The following is a 16737-nucleotide window of genomic DNA, read 5'->3' as shown; positions in this document are numbered from 1 at the left end:
GATGTTTAGGCACCCATTTTGGAAAGCATCGTGGAAGTCGAATTCTATCAATGGCTAAAAGCCAACGTGCGTCAAAGCGATCAAGTGCTTCTAGGCATCGGTGACGACGCGGCCATTCTGGCGGTTGGATCGGACACTGGGATGGTCGTGACCACCGACACGCTAACCGACGGAGTCGATTTTCTAGTTGACGAAGCTTCCCCGCAAGCGATTGGGCATAAGGCACTGGGAGTGAATCTTAGCGACCTAGCGGCGCTTGCGGCTAAGCCGCAAGCGGCAGTGGTGTCGCTGGTGTTGCCGCGGGAAGGGAATAAGGCGCTCTCCGCTTTGGAACTTGCAATTGGAATTTACGAGGGGCTGCTGCCGCTTGCTAAAGAGTTCGATGTGGCCATAGCCGGTGGCGATACGAACACCTGGGACGGACCGCTGGTAATCAGTGTCACTGCGATTGGAAAAACAACTACCAACGGCCCGCTGATTCGCTCAGGTGCGCGAGCGGGCGATGCGATTCTCGTCACCGGCAAACTCGGTGGCAGTATTCTTGGGAAGCACTTGGCTGTCCAACCACGTTGTCTGGAAGCTCTACTACTCAACGAACGTTATGACTTACATGCCGGCATCGACATCAGCGATGGGCTTTCGCTTGATGTGTCGCGCTTGGCCGAGGCCAGCGGATGCGGAGTGGCACTCGATCTCAAATTGGTACCTATCGCCGAGGCTGCGATCAAACGCTCTGCCCGCAGTGGTCGCGATGCGATAGACCATGCCTTGAGCGATGGCGAAGATTTCGAGCTTATCCTCGCCGCACCGCCGAACTCAGCAGCGCAAATTCTGGCAGACCAACCGACGGAAGTCGGTATCACACAAGTCGGTCATTGCGTCGCTGAGCCAGGGTTGTGGCAGACGCACAACGACGAACTGAAGCCACTAAAGCCGCGGGGCTACCTGCATTGACCTGATAGGATTCGTTAGTCGTCGAGCTTGCTCGCCGCGTGGTTTCCATTCTTCACCCGTTTGAGAATGCCGACTCCACGTTGAGCAAGCTCAACGGCTAACGTGAGCGAACACGATGGCAATCATTTTTCAAGCCAACTGCGAAGCCGATACCGAGCACCTCGGCGCCGCGCTTGCCGGTGCGCTGCCCGCGGGGACGACGGTGGCATTGATCGGCACACTGGGTGCGGGCAAGACGCGACTCGTTCAAGCCGTGGGCGCAGCTCTGGGTGTTCCCAGCGACGAAGTGAATAGCCCGACGTTTGTGCTGATCAACGAGTACGAAGGCGACAAACCTATTTACCACTTCGACGCCTACCGCCTGCGCGATGACGATGAATTTCTAGAGCTCGGCCCCGAGGAATATTTCGAATCGGCCGGGCTAACTTTTGTGGAATGGGCCGATAGAGTAGCCGACTGCCTACCGGAAGAGTACGTGCGGATCGAGATCGAAGTTCTTGGTGAAACAGAGCGCCGATTCATGATTAGCGCCACCTCGGCTCAATTGAGTGACGTGATTGTGAACATGCCTAGTTAGCCAAGGCAGATACGCAGGCGACGGTACTCACCAATGACTAAGCATCTGACGCGGTGAGACATTCGACTCAGCATTTACGTAGTTTCTCACTGGCTTGCTCGGATGTCGAAGCCAAAGAGGATGACAACGATTATTAGATTACGATTGTACCGATGCTGCGTCCTGGTGGCTTTGTCCTGGCCCACAACTGCAATCCTCGCCGGGCTGACCCCAACTTCATAAAGTTAATCACGATCGATTCAAACTTTGAAACGGTTGCCCGGGGAGCAACTGCAATTACAGTAAAAGAGAGTAGTGAAACCAGTTATCATTAGCCAATCGATGTACCTTTTTGCATCGCCCAAGGAGCAACCGCATGCTGCCGATGAGTGTTCGTTATCTATCATTCTTTGCCCTCCTGTTGCTTGCCACTCCTAGCTTAGCAGTCGCTCAAACGGCGATCGCCGACATCCCACTTGACCCGACCAAACAGAGCACCGCTAGCCTCTGGGTGAGCGAAGCCTTGTTGGCAATCAGCGACCCAGCTGGGCAGAGTTTGGGCCCGACGGGCGCATCGCGGGCCTATGGCATGCTCGGCACGACGATGTACGACGCTTGGTCGGCGTACGAAGCGACGCCTGCTAGCACCGTGTTAGGCGACACGCTTCAACAACCTGCTGCGAGCAATACGGCAGTCAATAAGTCGGAGGCGATCAGCTACGCAGCCTACACGGTACTCAACGACTTATTCTCCGACGCCGGGTTGCAACAATCGTTCCGCAATCAAATGACCTCGCTCGGGTACGATCCCGACAACGCAAACAGCACCGCAGCAACGGTCGGTGTGACCATGGCCAACAACCTACTCACGTCTCGACATAATGATGGCTCCAATCAGCTCAATGGTTACGCGGACACAACCGGGTACACCCCGGTGAATTCATCGTCCGCAAACGTCGTCGATATTGCAGGTTGGACTCCCGAATTCGTTCCGATAGACAGTACCACCGGTACTCCCCAATCGGCACTGCATCCGCAGTGGGGTGGGGTGACTCCCTTTGCACTCGCTGCGAGTAACCAATTCTCGCCACCCGCGCCGGAGCCATTCCTGCTCGATCCCAACGCTTCGGCTGACCTCGCAGCGAAGACTATCACGCGTGCCAACGGTACGGTCGTACCTATTAGCAAAGCGTTGATTGGAACGGACATCAACCCAGGATTCATTGCACAAGCTGAGCAAGTGGTGGACTACAGCGCCCACCTGACTGACAAGCAGAAGCTCGTTGCTGAATTTTGGGAAGATCCTAATGGCACGCCCTATCCTCCTGGCAGTTGGATGTTTTTTGGCCAGAAGGTGGGAGAGTCCGCAACGCCGGACCTAGACGCCGATGTCACTACCTTCTTTAGTCTAGGCAATGCGGTCATGGACGCAGGCATTGCCACCTGGGAAGCAAAGTATGAGTACGAATATACCCGCCCAGTCAGGGCAATCCGCGAATTGGGTGAACTCGGGCTGATCGGCACCGAAAACGGCCAGGGAGAGTTTGAGATCGAGGCCTACGCCGGTGTTGGACAAGGGACGCAAACGATACTCGCCACGGATTTTGTCACCTATCAGACTCCCGGCGCAAATCCATCCCCCCCATTTCCGGAGTTCACCTCCGGCCACAGCGCTTTCAGCGCTGCCGCTGCGGAAGTGCTTCGGCTCATCACCGGTAGCGATGACTTCATTCTAGGGGATGGGACGTTGGGGCTTAGCGTGACGTTAGATCCCGGAGACTCACGCTTTGAACCCGGCACGACCCCTACGCTGGAGACAACTTTGGAGTGGCTTACCTTTACCGCCGCGGCTGACGAAGCCGGACTTTCACGCTTGTACGGCGGAATCCACTTCGAGGACGGCGATCTTTTTGGCCGCGAGCTTGGTACGTTGGTTGGACAAGCCGCGTTCGACAGAGTTCAGTTTTACCTCGCTGGTGCCGTTCCCGAGCCAAGTTCCGCCGCGCTTCTGATCCTTGCTACTACTGGATTCTTAGGGATACGCAGGCGTCGTTGCGGCTAGAGTTGCGTTAGATCCACTTGCCGGTAAGAATTGACCAGTAGGAATTGTATGGTCAGTGATTCGCTTCCCGGAGAATCTAAATGGAACGCAAGCAGGCAACCGACTTTGATCCACAAGTCCTTGGATTATATGACGACTTCGCCCATGGGCGTCTGACACGACGCGAATATGTCCGCCGGCTTGGGGCATTCGCAGTCGGTGGGTTGACGGTGGAAGGGATTCTCTCAAGCCTGAGCCCCAATTACGCGTGGGCCGAGCAGATCAAACCCGACGATCCACGCATCACGACGGAAATCGTTACCTACAAGTCGCCCAAGGGTGGTGGCGAAATGAAAGGACTGCTCGCGCGCCCCGTTAAGGGCAACAAGTTTCCGGCAGTGCTCGTCATTCACGAGAACCGCGGTCTTAATCCCTACATCGAAGATGTTGCGCGACGATTAGCCGTGGATGGTTTTCTGGCCCTTGCCCCTGATGCATTGACGCCGCTAGGCGGCTACCCAGGCAACGACGATGAGGGGCGGGCCATGCAGAGGAAGCGCGACCGCGAAGAGATGACCCAAGATTTCATTGCCGCTGCCGAGTGGCTGGACGCGAATGAGCATTCAACGGGAAAGCTCGGTGCTGTCGGCTTCTGCTACGGCGGCGGTATGGTGTACCAGCTTGCCGTTCGCATCCCTGAAATCCTTAACGCCGGGGTGCCGTTCTATGGCCGGCAGCCTGAGCTTAGCGATGTCCCTAAGATTAAGGCTCCGTTACTGATTCATAACGCCAGCTTGGACAAACGTATTCTCGAAGGTGTTGCCGCGTTTGAGGCGGCCCTGAAAGAGCACAACAAACAGTTTGAGGCTCATGTTTACGAGGGCGTGAACCACGGCTTCCACAACGATACCACGCCGCGTTACGACGAGGAGGCTGCGAAGCTGGCCTGGGAGCGGACCGTTGCGTTCTTCAGAAAAGAACTGGCGTGGTTCCAACTCCAATAGCCAATTAAGCAGGGTTCGTGTGCTTCCGATCCGCCCTACAAAATAGACTTGCTCAGATCCTCATCCTGGGCAATCTGCCAATTCGACTGACCCAAAAATCGCAATCAGTGGGGTACAGTGTTAGCCGTCGTCGTCCCGACGGTGATCCGGGGGATGATACTTCTTCAAGAGGTCGATGAGTTCTTGCAATCGCCCATCGTAGGCTTCGAATATCGGGCCCTTGGGCCTAATACCTGTGAATGATTCGATGCTTTGAGTTGCTAACTCTGCGGGATCGGCCCCGAAATCTACGGCGATTCTTTCTTTGGTTTCTGCCGCAACATCCCCTTCATAGGTATAGAGTGGCTGAAGCTCATCCCAAGATTTAGGCCAATTTCCTTCATGCTCTTCGACATACGCTCTACATGCTGTGAGCACGTTGTGCATGGCGTGGAGACTGTGCTCGCAGTCGAGTGCAAAGAGCGCGGCCTTCACTGCGATACCAATCGCTACAAGCAATGCCACAGCAATCGTGGCGGCGAGGATGCCAACCCAATACTTTGATAGGAAGCGCCACATGACCAATGCCTCTCGGTGGGCGGTACCCATCCCTACAGAATAAACTTGCTCAAATCCTCATCCTGGGCGATCTCTTCTAGCCGTTCTTTCACGTACGCGGCATTCACTTCCACTTTGCCGCTGCCCATGTCGGGCGCTTCGAAGCTCAAGTCTTCTAGCAGGCGTTCCATGATTGTGTGCAGGCGTCTCGCGCCGATGTTTTGAGTCGATTGATTCACTTGGTAAGCGAATTCAGCCAGCGCTTCGATGGCATCTTCGGTGAAGTCCAGCTTCACGCCTTCCGTATTCAGCAGGGCACTGTATTGACGTGTGAGTGAGTTCTTCGGCTCGGAGAGAATCCGCACGAAGTCGTCCTTGGTCAGGTCGTTCAGTTCCACGCGAATCGGGAACCGCCCCTGCAGTTCAGGCATCAGTTCACTCGGCTTGGTGGTGTGAAATGCACCGGCGGCGACAAACAGAATGTGATCGGTTTTGATGTAACCGTAACGCGTTTGCACGGTCGTGCCCTCGACAATCGGCAGCAGGTCGCGCTGGACACCTTGTCGCGAAACGTCCGCGCCGCGACCTCCTTCGCTGGAAACCACCTTATCGAGCTCGTCGATGAAGATGATTCCTGTATTCTCCGCCAAGTCGACTGCCTTGGCGTTCACTTTTTCTTGATTGATGAGCGCCTCGCACTGCTGGTCGAACAGCACCTTGCGGGCCTCGGCTACTGTCAATTCGCGGCGCACAACGTTTTTGGGAATGATCTTCTCTAGCATGCCCTGGAAGTCGAAATCCATCTGATCGCCCCCCGGGCCACCCATGCCGGGCATGACCATCGCCTGTACTTTTTGTTCGGTAGCGATTTCGACGTTCCGGTTCTCGAGCTCCCCGCCCAGCAGCATGGCTTTCATTTTCTCGCGGGTTCGTTCGTATCGCTCTGGTGAATCGGAGGAATCAACTCCCACGTCGAATGAAGCGGGCTGCGGAGCGAGCAAATCAACGAGCTTTTCCTCGACTCGCTGCTTGGCTTCCTCCTTCACGGACTCCAGCTCCTGCTCACGCACCAAACCGATCGCATTCTCGACCAACTCGCGAATCATGCTCTCCACGTCGCGACCGTAGTAACCAACTTCGGTGTACTTACTCGCCTCGACCTTGATGAATGGTGCCTCGGTGAGCTTCGCCAGTCGGCGAGCGATTTCGGTCTTGCCCACGCCGGTAGGGCCGATCATGAGGATGTTCTTCGGATTGACTTCCTTACGCAGGTCGTCGTCTAATTGTTGCCGGCGCCAGCGATTGCGAATGGCGATAGCGACTGATTTTTTCGCATCTGCTTGGCCAACAATGTGGCGATCGAGTTCGGAAACGACTTGGCGAGGGGTAAGGTTCTTCATGATTACAGCTTATTTGAGGGGTACGCTTATGTTTGAACCGCCAAGGACGCAAAGAGCGCCAAGTGCCTGACGGATTATCTTAATATCTCAACTATGAAAACTCATTAGCTAGGGGAAACGCTTATCTAACATTTCGATATTGAATCTAACCTTGGCGCTCTTTGCGTCCTTGGCGGTTCAATCTGAGTCATCACTCGGCATCAATCACTTCGATGGTGTGGTTGCCGTTGGAGTACACGCAGATGTTGCCGGCGATTTCCAGGCCCTTGCGAACGATAGCCTCCGCGTCGAGTTCGCTGTGAGCTGCCAGGGCTTGAGCGGCACTCAACGCGTAGTTGCCACCGGAACCAATGCCCAGGATGCCGTCGGTCGGCTGGATCACATCGCCGGTGCCGGAGACCAGCAGTGTGTGCTTAGCGTTCACGACGGCCACGAGTGCTTCGAGCCTGCGCAACGCCCGATCCATGCGCCAATCTTTGGCCAGTTCGGTGCAAGCCCGGGGCAAGTTGGCTGGGTAGTCCTTGAGCTTCGCCTCCAGGCGTTCCATCAGCGCGAACGCATCGGCCGCTGCCCCGGCAAAACCCACAAGTACTTTGCCGTCCATGAGCTTACGGATCTTCACAGCGTCGCCTTTGACAACCGTTTGCCCCATGGTGACTTGGCCGTCGCCCCCAATGGCAACTTTACCTTTGTGGCGAACGGTGAGAATGGTCGTGGAGCGAAACTTGGGCATATCGATGGCAGAACCTTGAGATAAAGCGGGTGGGAAGGCTTGGTGGGAACTAGTCTACATTGTCGCAAACTGCCGAAAATCGGCTAGGGGCGAGAGAAACGGTTGGATCCCCTCCCCTGGCAATCGCTTGCCCGTGACCTTATCTTCGTGGCATGAGCCAGCCACTTCCTCGCAGTCCTGAAATGATGCGTGCCGCCGACACCGCATTGCTGGTAGTCGATGTGCAGGAGCGTCTGCTGGCCGTGCAACCGCAGGGGGCGAGGATCGAGTGGAATTGCCGCCGGCTACTCGACGGTGCGAAGACCTTGGGTGTGAAAGCGGTAATTACGGAGCAGTATCCGGAGAAACTGGGCCCGACTCCTAAGGTGCTGCTTAGCTGCACGGACGAGCCGGCGCTTGAAAAAATCGCCTTTAGTTGCGGCGAGCGGGGCGAAGTGTTCGCCGCTTGGCTTGAAGCGGGCATTCATCGGGTGTTGCTCGCCGGCATCGAAACACACGTGTGCGTGCAGCAAACAGCACTCGATCTGCTGGCGGCCGGCTTTCAGGTGCTCGTGGCCGTGGATGCCGTCGGCTCTCGTTACAAAGTCGATCACGGGGTCGCTCTGCGAAGGATGGAGGCCAGCGGCGTGCTGCTTACCACCACGGAGGCGGCACTTTTCGAGTGGTGCGAGCGAGCCGGTACGCCGCAATTCAAGGCAATTAGTGCGTTGGCGAAGCAAACACCGCCAGCAGGCTCTGAAATGGTGTAGCGAACTGCGCTGTTGTACGTAGCGCAGTTTCAGGCAGTCATCAAGCGGACGCCTCTGGTCCGCTCTTAACGACGTAAACCGTTGTGCGGCCTCAGGTTTGCCGCTATCGGACGCCTTCCAGTAAAGGAAAACTAGCCTTATACTGGTTGCCTTAGAATCGAGATCTGCCAAGTCACTACCACAAGCCTGCTGAACCCAAGCTTCGCAAAATGAGCGACGACAACGACAAAACTCCCCAAGACCAATCACCTGAAGCAGGCGCGTCGCCTTGGGACAATCTCATTAAGGATCTCGGCGTTGAGCCCGCTGCGGACTCCGAGAGGCCCAAGCCGCCAGAACCGGCCCCGACGCCGCCGCGTGCTCGTGAGCTTCCGCCACCGCCAGAGCCGAAGGCCGGCGATTGGGATTCTCTGGCCGGCGAGCTCGGCCTCGATGTACCTAAACGCGAATCTCCCCCCGCCGTTTCTCAAGAGAAAACTGCGCCAGCAGCGGAACCCGCCTCTACCGTTGAGCGAGCCACTAACGCTCCGGAAGCAAAAACCAAGCGAACCAAGAGCATCGACTCGGCTAAAAAAGCTGTCGTCGATCCTGAACTCGAAGAAATGTTCGCCGCGTTTGCACAACCGGCTGAGCCAGCCAGTGCTGACTCTGGTCGAGATAAACCGCCTACTGCAAAACGGACCGAGGCTCGCAAAGATTCCCAGACAGAAGTGGAACGATCTTTCCAACAGGAAGTCGAGCCCATCGCTGAGACGGTCCTCGACGAGCCCGATCTCGACGAGCCCGATGAAGTGGAAAGTCCAGCAGCAGAAGCTACCGAAGAAGAAGCTACCGAAGAGGCACCGGCCAAGCGCCCTTCACTCTCGGGCGATGCAGCTCGTAGCGCGTTCGACGCGTTGTTCGCAAGCGGAGCCGCACTGTTCCGTGGCCGCAAGAAACCGGCTGCCGAAGAGCCCACGGCAACGCCTAACGCAGCAAACCTGGGCGACGATTCTAAAGCTGCCGAACTCGATGCGACTTCGGATGCGACTTCAGCTACCGACGATTTCGGGGCGGGTCTAGTTTCAGACGAGACAGGGAAATCCGAAAGCAGCAAGGCTACGGAAGGCGACGAGGAAGAACGCCCCAAGCGCCGGCGACGCCGTCGCGGAGGTCGAGGTTCCCGGCGTCGTGCAAAAGGCGATGAGGCGGCTAAAGAAGGCGAGGAGCAGGACAGTGAGCAAGACGTCAACGAAGAAAGTCGCGTGGAGCGTCCCAAACGTGACGACCAAGATTCCAGCGAAGACGGCGAGAGGCCCAAACGCAAGCGTCGGCGACGCCGGAAACGTTCCGCCGATCACGAGACCTCAGAGGGCGGCACCGCAGAGGCTAATGGTAGCGAATCGGCTGACGATCTGGACGATGACGAAGACGGCGAAGAGTCCTCAGGCAGTGGGAGAGGGCGTCGCAACTCGCATCGCAACATTCCTACTTGGTCTGAAGCCATTAGCGTTATGGTAGACGTAAATTTGGAATCGCGCAAGAACGCTCCCTCTCGCCCCAGCGGCGGACGCGGACGAGGAGGCCGCGGCGGACGCGGACGTGGCGGTAAGGGACGGGGCCGTGGCCAGAGCTCTTCCTCCTAAGCCATTATTTCGGCAGCAACCTGAAATCAGCCGCCGAGCGTAAGCTCACGATTCCAAGCGCAACAGCCCGCCAAAGCCGGACGCTAATGCAGTGCGGCATATCGTTGGAAGTTTTCGAGGAGTCTGAACCATGTCCGCAACAGAATCCCAAGCAGCGGCATCGCAAGCACGGACGTTTCAAGTCCGTGGTCAGCTGGTCGATATTCGCGAGCGGCGAACCTATGCCGCTAAAGTGTCCATCGTCGACGGCAAGATCACAGCGATCACGCCGACCGAACTTTCTGGTGGAGAGGCCCAGGGTTATCTGCTACCCGGCTTCATCGACGCTCACATCCACGTGGAAAGCTCGATGCTGGTGCCCACGGAGTTCGCGCGGGCTGCGGTTGTTCACGGTACGGTAGCCACAGTGAGCGATCCGCACGAGATCGGCAACGTGCTGGGCGTTGAAGGTGTTCAGTACATGCTTGCTGATGCGGAAAAGACACCACTGAAAATTTGTTTCGGTGCCCCCTCCTGCGTGCCGGCCACCACGTTTGAAACCGCTGGGGCCGCTATTTCTGTTGCCGAAGTCGAGGCGCTGCTCGACGATCCGCGCATCGGCTACCTGAGCGAGATGATGAACTTCCCCGGCGTCTTGGGGGGCGACCCGGAATGCCTCGCAAAAATCGCCGCCGCCAAGCAGCGCAACAAACCGGTCGATGGACACGCACCCGGCTTGTGTGGTGAAGACGCGCGGGCGTATGTCGAAGCAGGCATGACCACCGACCACGAATGCTTCACGAAAGAGGAAGCACTCGACAAGGTGGCCGCCGGCTGCAAGATCGCCATTCGAGAAGGCTCAGCCGCTCGCAACTTTGATGCTCTGTATAAGCTGCTGGGCGAGTTTCCAGACCAGACCATGTTGTGCAGCGACGACAAGCATCCCGATGAACTCTTGCTGGGGCACATCAACTTGCTCGTGCGCCGTGCCGTCGAGCGGGGCATCGATGTCTACGATGCTCTCCAAGCAGCCTGCTTAAATCCTATCGAGCATTACTCGCTCCACGTCGGCCAACTGCGAGTGGGCGACCCGGCTGACTTTATTGAAGTAGATTCACTGGAAGACTTTAATGTTCGGCGCACGTGGATCGACGGGCAGCTCGTAGCTCAAGATGGCAAGACCACCCTGCCCTACGTCGAGCCAACGCTAGCCAACCGGTTTGTAGTGCAGCATGTAGCCCCTGAGGACCTGCTGATACCTGAAAACACTGGATCTGAATTGCGCGCCGCTGAGTTACGGGTAATTGAAGCACTCGATGGGCAACTCATCACGAATTCGATTGCCGCCGAGCCACTGATTGTCGAAGGCAGCGTTCAAAGCGATTCGACAAGTGACATTTTGAAAATGGTAGTGGTCAATCGCTATCAAGAGGCCCCCCCGGTAATTGCTTTCGTGAAAAACTTCGGTCTGAAGCGCGGTGCAATGGCTTCCAGCGTGGCTCACGATTGTCACAACGTGATAGCTGTGGGCGTCAGCGATGACGACCTCTCCGCAGCCATTAACGCAGTCATGGATGCCCAAGGGGGCTTGAGTGCCGTTTGCCACGAGGATGGTATCCGCCACGTGTTGCCGCTACCCGTCGCAGGGCTCATGGGTACTGGCACGGCCGAAGAAATCGCACACGCCTACGAGCAACTCGACCAGGCTGTGAAATCTTGGGGTTCGCCTTTACGGGCACCTTACATGACGCTCTCCTTCATGGCACTATTGGTGATCCCGGAGCTAAAGCTCAGCGATCGCGGCTTGTTCGACGGCGGCAAGTTTGAATTCTGTTCGATATGGCAAGGCCTGTAAGTGGCAAAGCTTTCTGACAAGAAGTCTTGGAACCGCCAAGGACGCAAAGAGCGCAAAGAAATGAGATTCGTGCCATCACAGAGGAACGCACAAATGATGACTCTTAGCGTTCTTTGCGCTCTTTGCGGTTTTTTTTTTGATAATCGGAAATTCTGTCGGACATGAAAGTCCCCACTACTACTCATAGCCAAGGACTCTTTCTTGATGGACCCTTTCCTAAAAGCAGCAATCGACGAAGCCCGACTCGGCCTTGCCGAAGGGGGAATCCCGATTGGCTCGGTTCTGGTGATCGAAAATGAAATCGTAGGACGGGGCCACAATCGGCGTGTTCAAAACGGAAGTGTCGTGCTGCATGCGGAGATGGATTGCCTGGAGAACGCCGGCCGGTTGCCCGCGGCGAGCTACCAGCGGGCGACGCTCTACTCCACGCTCTCACCCTGCGACATGTGCAGTGGGGCCGCACTGTTGTATGGCATTCCTCGCGTCGTAGTGGGTGAGAACCAAACTTTCCAAGGTCCGGAGAGCTATGTTCGTGAGCGCGGCGTGGAAGTCACAATCGCCGACGACCAAGAGTGCATCGATCTCATGCGTGAATTCATTGCGAACTGTCCCGAATTGTGGAATGAGGATATTGGGGAATAGTGGGCAGTGTATAATTCATGCCCGTCGTGGAGATGGTACGATCACTTAGCTGAGATCAACACACCGACGAACCTATTCGACTAAATTACTGCCGACTGCCCCCTGCTTACCGCCCACTTCCTCTCATGTTCTCTCCTCGCATCCATCTGAAACCGCTGACCGCCTTGTGCCATCGCTTGGGCACGGCTACTTCTGCCGGGCTGGAAGATCAACGCATCTGGCGGGACGAAAGCGCCCGCGGCAATAGTGCTCAACAACGGCACGTGGGCATGGTGGCAGATCGACTTGCCAGGAATATTTCGCTGCCGGAGGCGCTACGCGGGACCGACGATTATTTCCCGCCGCTGTTTCGCCAGTTGGTCGAAGTGGGTGAGATGACCGGGCGACTTGATCTCACGTTTAAGCAGTTAGCTCAACACTACGACCGCACACTCAAAGCGAAACGCGAATTCTGGTCCGCGATGGCTTGGCCGCTGTTACAACTCGGCATGGCAGCAATGGTGGTGGGCCTGCTGATCTGGATCATGGGATTCATGCCCAGCGGTGGTCCCAATAGCCCGCGTATCGATCTGCTGGGCTTCGGGCTCATCGGCACGCGGGGCTTGATGATTTACCTAACCTTTCTGACATTCGTAGGCGCCGCTTTGATACTGATCTTCGAATCGGCCCGACGGGGTGCCGTTTGGACACAAGCACTCCAGCGGATAGCACTGCAAGTCCCCGCGATTGGCGGCGCACTGAAGACGCTTGCCCTCTCGCGACTCACTTGGGCATTGCAATTGGTCTTCGACACGCCGATGGACTTGCGAAAAGCATTGCCACTAGCGCTCGAAGCAACCGGCAATAATCACTACGCCCAGCACGGCCCAGCGATTGCTGAAAGCGTTCAAGCCGGCGACGACATTGCGACGGCATTCTCCAAGACGGGGGTATTCCCGCCGGACTTTCTCGACGCGATTGCCGTAGGCGAGCAAAGCGGCATGTTGGCCGAAACCATGCGACGTCAGGCAAAGGAATACCGCGAAAAAGCCGCCAGCGCGATTAGCATTCTTGCCAATGTGTTTGGCTATGCGGTGTGGCTCGTTGTAGCGGCGGTCATCATCCTACTCATCTTCCGCTTGTTTTCGTTCTACGTGGGAGCGATTCAGGATGCGAGTAAGATTTAACGGGGATTTGGAGCCAATCGACTTAAGGGACGCTCGTTCTTCCGGCAACTAAACTGCGCCGGATCACGAAGCTGAGGCAGCTGCCTTTCGCTACAGTGCCGTCAACGCGTCTTAGTCTTTTTAACTACTTCTTAGCGTCTTTTGAGGTGGCCCAGACTTAAGGGATGACGCGCCCGTCAAGTCTGGGCCACCTCATTTACCCGTGAGTTCAAACAGCAATCTAGCCTTTGCCATCAACGGCTCGGATGGTACGGGAAGAGAAAAGCAAACTCACCGTGGCAGCTTACCCAAGTGCGCTGCAACCTGATCACCGGCATTGGGCACTCGTCGGCTGAGGCGTACCGAGAGTGCATCTTCCGCAGTGCCACTGCGCAAGTCGGCAAGGTACGCAGTCAGCACGGGCGACTTGTCGCCTGCCGATTCCAACAGGAAGTGGACCCATAGCCAGCTTTCGGCGTAATCGAGCTGGGTCATCAGAGCGGCATCGGTGATCTGTTCAAGCCGCTCTAGGTCGGGCTTCCAATTGGCGATGGCTTGTTGACCTAGCAAGTAATCGACGTGCCCGCGATGCAAACCTTCCCTCCCGCGGCCGACTTCAAAGAACTCCGCAAGCCCCTCGTCTAGCCACAACGGCAAGTTGGGCGTCGCTGCGTGCAAGAAACCGTGCGTCGCTTCATGCCGCAAGTCTTCCACAAGGTGATCGCCACCGTGGGCATACACAGAAAGCTGGTTGTCTGCCGAGACAAAAATTGCCCGACGCGTCGGGAACTGGGGAAACTTCGCGTGCACGTGATCGTGATAGGCCGCTTGCTTCGCGAATAGATAGATATGGACGGGAGTGGCCGGCGGTGCAAGGTTCAGTCGCTCGGCAATGTAACTACGCTCTTCAGACAAGTCTTCGAGCAGCCGCTGCCGATTCTCCAACGGATGATCGGTATGCAGCACAATTTGCTTGGACGCACTTGTGGCCATTGCAGGCGAGTCCACAGTGGCTGGAGGACCGTCATCGTTGAGGCGCACTTTCACCTCATCGGCTGTGGGGCCCGCGTCCAACGAGCGAGAGCCTACACCTTGGCATCCGGTGAGGCAGAGGCTTAGTAGCAGTAGTTGCAGAAGATGGGGTCGCATCCGTGCGTCCTGGGGAGGTTTTAGAATCGAATCATCATAGTGAGTATTTGCCATGCTCCCAATTGCAAAATCAATGGATGTGAGCGTAGAAGCAAAGTCTCGCGCAGAGTCGCAGAGACAGCAGAGGGCCTATTCTAGCCTCCACGCACAGAGCGAGAGACTGCTGAAAATGAAATCGCTGACTGCTAGCTGTTTTTCACTGTGTACTCTGAGTCTCTGCGTCTCTGCGCGAGACATAACAATCAGCCCCGGCTAATCAGCAAATCGAGCTCGCTCTTCAGCTTCCCCAGGATTTCGTCGTAGGCGTATTGGCCGAGCGACTGGCTACCTTTCTTGAGATTCACATGATTAGCGCCGCACCACAGGCCGAGGTCCGCGTCGTCCGTTTCGCCGGGGCCATTCACCCTGCACCCCATGACTGCGATGGTTAGGGCGTGATCGGCGGCATAGCGGGTCATCTCTTTCACTTGCTCTGCTAGGTCGATGAACGCCTCGTTCTCCACCCGCGAACAACTGGGGCAACTAATGATGTTAAGCGTGTCGAGCCCGTAATCCACGACACTGCGCACCCGCCCTGCGGCAATATCAGCCAGAATATCACGACCCGCGGCAATTTCCTCCGGCTTCCGAGGGTTGGATACCGTGAGCGAAACACGCACCGTATCGCCGATACCACGGCTGATGAGTTGCTCGAAAGCGATGCGCGTCTTAATGATTCCCTCGGGCGGCATGCCCGCTTCGGTGACGCCTAGATGCAAAGGAACATCCGGCCGAGCGTCGGCAAATCGCTGATTGATTTCAATCACCTTTTGCGGGTCGGAGTCTTTGAGCGACACGCAAAACCGGGTGAATCCGATCTCGTCCAGGAAATTGCAATGATCGACGGCACTGTCGAGCATCGGCGATAAAGAATCCTCAGCAGGATACGCGTCCGCCTTGGCCGGATCGACGCTACCGCAGTTTACGCCAACTCGCATCGCGCAGTCGTTGTCCGCCGCGATGCCAGCAAGATAGCGCACTTTCTCCTGCCACGGTTTCTCTCGCTCGTGGTGATAGAGATGCCCCGGGTTGTAGCGAAGTTTGTCCACGTGGGGCGCAACCACTTCCGCGAGCCGGTAATTCTCTTGCAGATCGACCACCAAGTTCGCGTCGCTCTGCTTACGAATTTCAGCCAGCGCTTCGGCATCTTTCGTGCTATCCACCGCTACGCGAACCACATCGGCTCCGGCGGTGTGCAATGCGTTCACTTGCGCGACGGTGGCATCGATATTTTGCGTACTGGTGGCCGTCATGCTCTGCACGGCAATCGGGTGACCATCGCCAATGGTGACGCTGCCGATGCAAACGGCACGAGTTGGATTACGTTGAATGTTCATGGTTCTGAAATAATAAGCCACAGCCGGATCATCGAGAAGGCGTTGAACACCGCGTGGAGAGTCATGCAGGGCACAATGCGGTGCGTTCTTTGGTACAAATATCCAAGCACAAGTCCCAACGGAATCAAAGACACGGGTGCCCAACCGTGGCCCAAGTGAGCCAGGCCGAAGATCGTTGCAGAGACGATGATCGGCAGCCAACCGTGGGGCAACCAAGTAACCAACCGGCGTTGCGGTGAAGCATTCACTTCAACCGCGGCAATGTCGGCCGATGCACTCGACAGGGAGTCCAGTTCTAGAATGCCTTCGGGTCGCATCGGCTCGTGACGCCGCAGAGTTGCTGTAAAACCGGTTAGTCGATCTTCCCACTTTTCCAACCAACCCTGCAACACGAGCCGAAAGGCAGTTTCCTCGAACAACGGTGCTGGAATGGTTGCCGCGATGGCTATCGCAGCGAACATCCCAGGCGAGTCGCCCTGCAACATTTGCTCGATGAATGGGTGCTTTGTCTCGGACGGGACCAGCAGATGAAGTAACCCATCGAGCAGCGAGACCGGCAAGATGCAGGCAAAGAAGGCAACGATCCCGAGTCCCACATCGGCAAAAAGTTCACGAGTGCTACTGGGGAGTCCGAGGTCGGAGGAGTTCGCGCCCGCAAGAATATTTAGCAGGAAGTACGTGGCAATAGCCACCCCGCTCATGGTGAACGCGCCGCTCCACACACTCATGATAAAAGTCTCATTCGAGGGTAGCTCAGTGGCACGTCCCATATTGACCAGTGCCGAGATGACATTCACGAGCGTTAGGACTTGCAACAACAAGACAGCGGTCAACGGCCAGGGAACGCTAACGCGAGGGCGATACTCCAACAGCGGCTTGCCGCTTGCAAGTCGATTGGCCAAGTAGCCAATCGTGACCATACTCGCAGCAGCCACCGCGGGAATGAGCACCTGGGAGGCGGACGAGACTTCTTCGACTGGCATCGATGCATC

At 56.7% G+C, this 16737-nt stretch carries 15 protein-coding genes; 9 read left to right on the top strand and 6 right to left on the bottom strand.

All coding sequences use genetic code 11. The features are described 5' to 3' along the window. Positions 1–30 precede the first annotated feature (30 nt). The 4 genes from HG15A2_RS09175 (at position 31) to HG15A2_RS09160 (ending at position 4555) form a co-directional block, all read left to right on the top strand. Positions 31–954 carry a thiamine-phosphate kinase gene (locus tag HG15A2_RS09175; RefSeq protein WP_145059861.1) on the top strand — a complete coding sequence of 308 codons (924 nt, stop codon included), beginning with the start codon at positions 31–33 and terminating at the stop codon, positions 952–954. 115 nt (positions 955–1069) lie between these two features. After that, on the top strand, positions 1070–1531 hold the full coding sequence (gene tsaE, locus HG15A2_RS09170) for a tRNA (adenosine(37)-N6)-threonylcarbamoyltransferase complex ATPase subunit type 1 TsaE (protein ID WP_145059860.1): 462 nt from the start codon (positions 1070–1072) through the stop codon (positions 1529–1531). Between the two features lie 355 nt (positions 1532–1886). Next, entirely contained in the window at positions 1887–3572 is a 1686-nt protein-coding gene (locus HG15A2_RS09165; RefSeq protein WP_145059858.1) for a DUF6851 domain-containing protein, read from the top strand. Between the two features lie 80 nt (positions 3573–3652). Then, positions 3653–4555: a dienelactone hydrolase family protein gene (locus HG15A2_RS09160; RefSeq protein WP_145059857.1), complete on the top strand. Its 903-nt coding sequence runs from the start codon at positions 3653–3655 to the stop codon at positions 4553–4555. A 120-nt stretch (positions 4556–4675) separates the two neighbouring features. Here HG15A2_RS09160 and HG15A2_RS09155 read toward each other — a convergent pair whose 3' ends face one another. The 3 genes from HG15A2_RS09155 to hslV all read right to left on the bottom strand — a co-directional run bounded on the left by HG15A2_RS09155 (position 4676) and on the right by hslV (position 7225). After that, positions 4676–5113: a hypothetical protein gene (locus tag HG15A2_RS09155; RefSeq protein ID WP_145059856.1), complete on the bottom strand. Its 438-nt coding sequence runs from the start codon at positions 5111–5113 to the stop codon at positions 4676–4678. Between the two features lie 32 nt (positions 5114–5145). Continuing rightward, on the bottom strand, positions 5146–6492 hold the full coding sequence (hslU, locus tag HG15A2_RS09150) for an ATP-dependent protease ATPase subunit HslU (protein WP_145059854.1): 1347 nt from the start codon (positions 6490–6492) through the stop codon (positions 5146–5148). A 190-nt stretch (positions 6493–6682) separates the two neighbouring features. Continuing rightward, complete coding sequence (gene hslV / locus HG15A2_RS09145) at positions 6683–7225, bottom strand: ATP-dependent protease subunit HslV (protein ID WP_145059852.1); 543 nt, start codon at positions 7223–7225, stop codon at positions 6683–6685. 152 nt (positions 7226–7377) lie between these two features. On the opposite strand from hslV, the gene HG15A2_RS09140 reads away from it, so the two are divergent. The 5 genes from HG15A2_RS09140 (at position 7378) to HG15A2_RS09120 (ending at position 13241) form a co-directional block, all read left to right on the top strand. Next, positions 7378–7974 (top strand): isochorismatase family protein, encoded by a 597-nt coding sequence (locus HG15A2_RS09140; protein WP_145059850.1) that lies wholly within the window; start codon positions 7378–7380, stop codon positions 7972–7974. A 209-nt stretch (positions 7975–8183) separates the two neighbouring features. Further along, positions 8184–9599: a hypothetical protein gene (locus tag HG15A2_RS09135; RefSeq protein ID WP_145059849.1), complete on the top strand. Its 1416-nt coding sequence runs from the start codon at positions 8184–8186 to the stop codon at positions 9597–9599. Positions 9600–9729: 130 nt separating this feature from the next. Beyond that, positions 9730–11433, top strand: a complete 1704-nt coding sequence (ade, locus tag HG15A2_RS09130; protein WP_145059847.1) for an adenine deaminase — start codon at positions 9730–9732, stop codon at positions 11431–11433. Positions 11434–11637: 204 nt separating this feature from the next. Then, positions 11638–12075 (top strand): nucleoside deaminase, encoded by a 438-nt coding sequence (locus HG15A2_RS09125; RefSeq protein WP_145059845.1) that lies wholly within the window; start codon positions 11638–11640, stop codon positions 12073–12075. 125 nt (positions 12076–12200) lie between these two features. After that, positions 12201–13241 (top strand): type II secretion system F family protein, encoded by a 1041-nt coding sequence (locus HG15A2_RS09120; RefSeq protein WP_145059844.1) that lies wholly within the window; start codon positions 12201–12203, stop codon positions 13239–13241. 270 nt (positions 13242–13511) lie between these two features. Here HG15A2_RS09120 and HG15A2_RS09115 read toward each other — a convergent pair whose 3' ends face one another. From HG15A2_RS09115 to HG15A2_RS09105, 3 genes are all read right to left on the bottom strand, one after another. Beyond that, the gene (locus tag HG15A2_RS09115; RefSeq protein WP_145059842.1) at positions 13512–14369 is read right to left on the bottom strand and encodes a hypothetical protein; all 858 of its coding nucleotides are present in this window, start codon (positions 14367–14369) and stop codon (positions 13512–13514) included. Between the two features lie 242 nt (positions 14370–14611). Then, a complete protein-coding gene (gene ispG / locus HG15A2_RS09110) occupies positions 14612–15745 on the bottom strand; it encodes a (E)-4-hydroxy-3-methylbut-2-enyl-diphosphate synthase (protein WP_145059840.1) in 1134 nt (377 codons plus the stop codon). Then, positions 15742–16728 carry a CPBP family intramembrane glutamic endopeptidase gene (locus HG15A2_RS09105; protein WP_145059839.1) on the bottom strand — a complete coding sequence of 329 codons (987 nt, stop codon included), beginning with the start codon at positions 16726–16728 and terminating at the stop codon, positions 15742–15744. Before HG15A2_RS09105 ends, ispG begins: the two co-directional genes overlap by 4 nt. Between the last annotated feature and the right edge of the window lie 9 nt (positions 16729–16737).

The organism is Adhaeretor mobilis (assembly GCF_007741515.1).
Taxonomy (GTDB): domain Bacteria; phylum Planctomycetota; class Planctomycetia; order Pirellulales; family Lacipirellulaceae; genus Adhaeretor; species Adhaeretor mobilis.
The sequence above is the reverse complement of the archived record's forward strand: the minus strand, read 5'-3'. Positions and strand labels throughout refer to the sequence as shown.

Coding starts and splice junctions, on each gene's coding strand:
- tsaE (WP_145059860.1), top strand. CDS start 1,070: ATGGCAATCATTTTTCAAGCCAACTGCGAAGCCGATACCGAGCACCTC.
- HG15A2_RS09165 (WP_145059858.1), top strand. CDS start 1,887: ATGCTGCCGATGAGTGTTCGTTATCTATCATTCTTTGCCCTCCTGTTG.
- HG15A2_RS09160 (WP_145059857.1), top strand. CDS start 3,653: ATGGAACGCAAGCAGGCAACCGACTTTGATCCACAAGTCCTTGGATTA.
- HG15A2_RS09155 (WP_145059856.1), bottom strand. CDS start 5,113: ATGTGGCGCTTCCTATCAAAGTATTGGGTTGGCATCCTCGCCGCCACG.
- hslU (WP_145059854.1), bottom strand. CDS start 6,492: ATGAAGAACCTTACCCCTCGCCAAGTCGTTTCCGAACTCGATCGCCAC.
- hslV (WP_145059852.1), bottom strand. CDS start 7,225: ATGCCCAAGTTTCGCTCCACGACCATTCTCACCGTTCGCCACAAAGGT.
- HG15A2_RS09140 (WP_145059850.1), top strand. CDS start 7,378: ATGAGCCAGCCACTTCCTCGCAGTCCTGAAATGATGCGTGCCGCCGAC.
- HG15A2_RS09135 (WP_145059849.1), top strand. CDS start 8,184: ATGAGCGACGACAACGACAAAACTCCCCAAGACCAATCACCTGAAGCA.
- ade (WP_145059847.1), top strand. CDS start 9,730: ATGTCCGCAACAGAATCCCAAGCAGCGGCATCGCAAGCACGGACGTTT.
- HG15A2_RS09125 (WP_145059845.1), top strand. CDS start 11,638: ATGGACCCTTTCCTAAAAGCAGCAATCGACGAAGCCCGACTCGGCCTT.
- HG15A2_RS09120 (WP_145059844.1), top strand. CDS start 12,201: ATGTTCTCTCCTCGCATCCATCTGAAACCGCTGACCGCCTTGTGCCAT.
- HG15A2_RS09115 (WP_145059842.1), bottom strand. CDS start 14,369: ATGCGACCCCATCTTCTGCAACTACTGCTACTAAGCCTCTGCCTCACC.
- ispG (WP_145059840.1), bottom strand. CDS start 15,745: ATGAACATTCAACGTAATCCAACTCGTGCCGTTTGCATCGGCAGCGTC.
- HG15A2_RS09105 (WP_145059839.1), bottom strand. CDS start 16,728: ATGCCAGTCGAAGAAGTCTCGTCCGCCTCCCAGGTGCTCATTCCCGCG.